The 5,088-nt window shown below is 47.7% G+C and carries 4 protein-coding genes; 2 read left to right on the top strand and 2 right to left on the bottom strand.

Annotated elements, in window-relative coordinates; genetic code table 11:
- The coding region (locus PEPTYR26121_RS01080) for an IS3 family transposase (RefSeq protein WP_180498387.1) at nt 1–532 on the top strand (532 nt) is incomplete at its 5' end.
- A gap of 419 nt (nt 533–951) precedes the next feature.
- On the opposite strand, the gene PEPTYR26121_RS01075 is transcribed toward PEPTYR26121_RS01080, so the two are convergent.
- Together PEPTYR26121_RS01075 and PEPTYR26121_RS01070 are read right to left on the bottom strand one after the other, a co-directional pair.
- Nucleotides 952–2,283 carry an IS3 family transposase gene (locus tag PEPTYR26121_RS01075; protein ID WP_180498385.1) on the bottom strand — a complete coding sequence of 444 codons (1,332 nt, stop codon included), beginning with the start codon at nt 2,281–2,283 and terminating at the stop codon, nt 952–954.
- 224 nt (nt 2,284–2,507) lie between these two features.
- On the bottom strand, nt 2,508–3,284 hold the full coding sequence (locus PEPTYR26121_RS01070) for an IclR family transcriptional regulator (protein ID WP_180498383.1): 777 nt from the start codon (nt 3,282–3,284) through the stop codon (nt 2,508–2,510).
- 70 nt (nt 3,285–3,354) lie between these two features.
- On the opposite strand from PEPTYR26121_RS01070, the gene PEPTYR26121_RS01065 reads away from it, so the two are divergent.
- A complete protein-coding gene (locus PEPTYR26121_RS01065) occupies nt 3,355–4,515 on the top strand; it encodes an aminotransferase class I/II-fold pyridoxal phosphate-dependent enzyme (protein WP_180498381.1) in 1,161 nt (386 codons plus the stop codon).
- The last annotated feature ends 573 nt before the right edge of the window (nt 4,516–5,088 follow it).

Here is a 5,088-nt window from a genome sequence, read left to right as displayed (position 1 = left end):
AGAAAGCAAAATCGCACCCAACCGCGTCAAGCGCGCCTTCAAGCCCGGCAAAGCAAGAAAACTCTTCCTCACCGACATCACCTACATCAAACACCAAGGCCACTTCTCCTACGTCTCCGTCATCATCGACGCTCAAACCAACGAACCCGTCGCCTACAAAACCAGCACAAGCTACAGCCTCGACTTCGTCCTCGAGACCCTCGAACAACTCAACACCTGCGACTACAGCCAAAACGCCATCATCCACTCCGACCAAGGCGTTCACTACACAGCAAAAAAATTCCGTGAAACCGTAGAGTCCATGGGCCTCATCCAATCCATGTCGAGAAAAGGCAACTGCTGGGACAATGCACCCTGCGAATCCTTCTTCGGCAAAATGAAACAAGAAGTCCCATTCGACGAAAACGCCAACGACCAAGAGATCGAAACCGCCGTCGCCGACTACATAAACTACTATCGATATCGCCGATACCAGGAAGGCCTCGGCGACATGACGCCATACGAATACGGCTCCACACTGCTCCACGCATAGGGGTTGACGTGTCCAAAGAACCGGGTCCACCTTAGGCCGCATTTCCCCTTCCCCGCGGCCCCATCCCCTTTCTGGCCGGCTTTTTAAGCAGAAGAAAATGCCTGCGGCATTTTCCGCATCAGATGGAATTCAATCGGAGGTTATCATCTTCATTTGGATAAATATCTTCGCACGCCATCGACGGGCGGGTAGGACCCGCCCCTACAAAGTGAATCTCGCTTTACGCACCCGTAGGGGCGAGCTGAAAGACGAAGGCGACAATAAAAATCCAATTAAGAGGATTGCATTTCACAACACAGCCCAATACAAATCGAAGCCCGTTAGGGCTTCGCACATATAGAAAGCGTTAGGGTGGAAAGGATTGGGGCCCGGGGAAAGGAAAGAGAGAAGTGGACCCATTTATTTGGACACGTCAACCCCTACACACTCAATAGTGTGGCTCCGTATTCGTAAGGTGTCATGTCGCCGAGGCCTTCTTGGTATCGGCGGTATCGGTAGTAGTTTATGTAGTCATTGACGGCGGTCTCTATTTCTTGGTCGCTGGCGTTTTCGTCAAATAATACTTCTTGCTTCATTTTTCCAAAGAATGATTCGCAAGGCGCATTGTCCCAACAGTTGCCTTTTCTCGACATGGATTGTGTGAGGCCCATGGACTCTACGGTTTCACGAAATTTTTCTGCAGTATAGTGGACGCCTTGGTCGGAGTGAATGATGGCGTTTTGCTCATAGCCGCAGCTTTTGAGTTGTTCAAGAGTGTCGAGGACGAAGTCAAGTTTGCAGGATGTACTGGTTTTATGGGCGACAGGTTCGTTGGTTTGAGCGTCGAGGATGACGGAGACGTAGGAAAAGTGGCCTTGGTGCTTGATGAAGGTGATGTCAGTGAGGAATAGCTTTCTGGCTGTACCCGGTTTGAAGACGCGCTTTACGCGGTTAGGCGCGATTTTATTTTCTTGCCCACCGTTTTTTCGCTTGTCATAGGGTCGGGCTCGCCTCATGGGACAGATGAGTTGGTACTTTCGCATAATACGTTGGATTTTTTTGCGATTGTAGATGATGTCGTAATTGTTTTTCAGTACCATGCGGAGGGTGCGGCTGCCCTTATGGTAGTATTTTCCACTATGGTCATAGGCTTTTTTTATGAAGTATAGGGCTTCTTGATCTGCTTCTTCTCTTCGTTGCCGGTTTTCTTTGCTGGCTTTGTAGTAGTAATAAGTGCTTCGTGGCAATTGAAGATTTTTGCAAAGGGCTTTAATATTGATGGTTGTTCCATAGGTTTGGACGGTTTCTTCTACGATCTTACAAAGATCAGTCGTTCCATAGGTCTTCTTGTCGCATCGCCTCCCTCCTAGCCTGCCAGCTTTTTTTAATGCTTCAATCTCCGCAGCTTGCTGTTGAATTATTTTTTCTTGCTTCGCTATTTTATCTTTTGCTTTTCGTATATCTTTGATCTCGTCAATGGATTTAAGGGCTTTGTTAACAGCATCTTCGTCTACTGATGCGCGTACTGTCTCCCGGATGTGACCTTGTTTCCAACGATCAGCTGATCGTTCGATCCGTTTGTCGCCTAAGATTTCCGGATCAAAGCCGGCATCAATAAAGATTTGTTTCGGCCGTTTGCCGGTAGTGTAGGCATCGACAAAATGTTTTTTGAAAGCAGCAGTATAAAAAACGTGGTAATCGTCTACTGATTTAACATTTGGATTGGCGCGTAAAATGGCTTGCTCTTCAGCGGTGAGTTTTCCTCGTCCCATAGTTTCCCTCCTTATTTGAATTATACACGATTAAGGTAGGGGGAATGTCCAAATCTTGGGGACCGGGTTAGAGGGCGAATCGCAACGCCCTATTCCTTTCCCCGGAAACTATTTTTGAATGAATGTTATATTTTTGAAAGATAGGATTATTTGCGTGGTTTATAAAATTATTTCTCGCTAGAAACTGCTTTTGAATCAGTTTGATGCAATTCGAAAAATTACATTTACAAACTTAACAACTTCCCTAGCCCCGGCTCGTCGGCAAGGGCATCGGCCACATCGGCCAAAATCCCCTCCAATCGTTCCATTCCTTTGTGTTTTAAACGGCTCGTCGGCCCGGAAAGGCTGATCCCTGCGATCAGCTCGCCCTCGGAATAAATTCCCTTGGCCATGCAGGTAAGCCCGTATTCGTACTCTTCCCTGTCGTGGGCCGTGCCCGTCTCCAAGACCTCGTTCAAATCCGCTCGAAGGGATTCCGGCGTGGTGAGTGTGGAAATGGTGCGGGGAGTCAATGTATGGCGGGCAATGTACTCGGCAAAACGCTCCTCGTTATATTCCGAAAGAAAAATCTTTCCGATACTCGAACAGTAAAGGGGCGCCACGGGGATCAGATGGCGAATAATAAAAAACTCCTCCCCGGGGATCGTATCCAACATGACGATGGCGTCGTCCGCCAAAATCCCCAGGTTTAAACTTTCTCCGCAGGCTGCCGCCGCCCGCTCCATAATGGGGCGGGTAACCTTCGTAAAATCCCAGCGATTTTTCACCTCGGCGTCGTAGGGAATAAAGCCGAAACCTAAAGAATAGCGATCCGATGCGTCCTTCGTTACGAATCGCTCGGTTTCCAGTGTATGTAAAATCTTAAAGACGCTGGTCTTCGGTATGTTCAGGGCGGTGGCAATGTCGCCGATACTGAATTCGTCGTTGTGTTCCAGTAGAAAACGTAAAATTTGGAGCGCCTTTTCCACCATGGGCACAGTATAGTCTGCTTTTTTTGTCATTCGTTCCATGCTCCTTTATAATAGTAGTAATTTGAGTATATCAAAAAAAGACTACTTACAAGGGGGAACTATGTCGAAATCCTTATGTTCTAAAAAATACAGTCAGTTGGGCGGCGGAGGATTGGCGGAAAGCGCCGATCTCGCCAAAAGCTTCGACGATGTCGTCGATTTCACCCTGGGCGATCCGGATATTACCACGCCGCTTCCCATTATCGAGGCCGCATTTGACGATGCGAAGGCCGGCCACACCCACTACACGGAAAGCAGCGGCGATCCGGAGCTCGTTCAGGCGATTATCGACTTTCAACGAGAAACTTACAACATCCGGTGGAAAAAAGAAAACATCTTCGTTACCACCTCCGCCTGTCACGGCATGTGGCTCGTTTTAGAAACCATGTGCGATCCCGGGGACGAGGTGCTCATTATCGAGCCCTACTTCAGCCCCTATGCCGATCAGGTGAAAATGGCGGGGGCCGTGCCTGTTTTTGTGGAGACCGATCCCGACAAAGGTTTTATTCCTTCTATAGAAAGTATTCGTGAAAAGGTAACGGATAAAACCAAGGCCCTTATTGTGAACACGCCCAATAATCCCAGCGGCCTTTGCCTGGAAAAGGAAACCTTGGAGGCCATCGGCGAACTCGCGGAAGAGAAGGACTTTTTCATCATCGCCGATGATATTTACACCGCCTTCTCCTACGATGCACCCTTTGTCCCTATGTCGTCTATGGAGCGATTTAAGGATCGCACGGTAACCCTGCGCTCTTTCTCGAAAAACTTCGCCATGACGGGCTGGCGCGTCGGCTATATTTTAGCGGACCCCGAATTTATCAACGCGGTAAAATTCGTCAACGAGCAAAATGTCTACGCTGCTCCGTCGATCTCCCAGCGAGCCGCTCTCTACGCACTGAACCACAGAATCGAGGTGCAGCCGCCCCTTATCGAGGAATTCAAAAAGCGCACCTTCCACGCCTATGAGCGACTGAAAAAACTGAAGAACATTCGCGTCGCCGAGCCTCGAGGCACCTTCTATCTCTTTGTGGACATTCGCCCCACGGGCAAGACGGAAGACGAAGTGTGGCGGTTGCTCATGGAAGAAGCCCGGGTGCTCACCGTCAAGGGAAGCGCCTTCGGTAAAAGCGGCGAAGGTTTCCTGCGCCTCGCCGTAACTGTTGGGGTAGAGGACATCGACCGCGCTTTCGACCGCATCGAACAAATGGAATTATTTAAATAAGAGCATTAAAAAGGCGTCCCCGATAAAAGGGGACGCCTTTTCCGTTTATAAACAAAGGAAACGCAAGACATACAAGACATAGATGAATGTAGGTAAGCCCTACACCATATATTGTAGCAGAAAACAAAGAGAGAAGGTAGGGGAAGGGGAAAAACTTTGATATGTAATTTATATTTGAGGGAGCGTCCTACTATATAGTAGCAGGAAAATAAATCAGGATATAGAAAGCTTGATCTTCTTCACAATAAATGTTGACATTAAACCTTGCCGGTGTTACGATATGAAAATCGCTTCGAAAGAGCGGGATCGCAAAAAAAAGAATTTCAAAAAAGTTCTTGACAGCGAACGCGATTCGAGGTAGACTATACAAGTTGTCTCGTGAGAGCCAAACAAAACTTTTACAAAGTTTTAAAAAGTGCTTGACATTTCAGTCGACGCGAGATATACTAAATAAGCTGTTTCGAAAGAGCAGCAACTTGAACCAAGTTAATTAAATGGTATAAGAGAATAAACCATAACAAATCTATAAGCTTAAAGCGGAACACAGTCAGTGTTTGAGCTAAGCAAACTCAA

It is taken from the genome of Aedoeadaptatus nemausensis, from assembly GCF_903819165.1.
Taxonomy (GTDB): Bacteria; Bacillota; Clostridia; order Tissierellales; family Peptoniphilaceae; genus Aedoeadaptatus; species Aedoeadaptatus nemausensis.
The sequence above is the reverse complement of the archived record's forward strand: the minus strand, read 5'-3'. Positions and strand labels throughout refer to the sequence as shown.

Coding starts and splice junctions, on each gene's coding strand:
- PEPTYR26121_RS01070 (WP_180498383.1), bottom strand. CDS start 3,284: ATGACAAAAAAAGCAGACTATACTGTGCCCATGGTGGAAAAGGCGCTC.
- PEPTYR26121_RS01065 (WP_180498381.1), top strand. CDS start 3,355: ATGTCGAAATCCTTATGTTCTAAAAAATACAGTCAGTTGGGCGGCGGA.
- PEPTYR26121_RS01075 (WP_180498385.1), bottom strand. CDS start 2,283: ATGGGACGAGGAAAACTCACCGCTGAAGAGCAAGCCATTTTACGCGCC.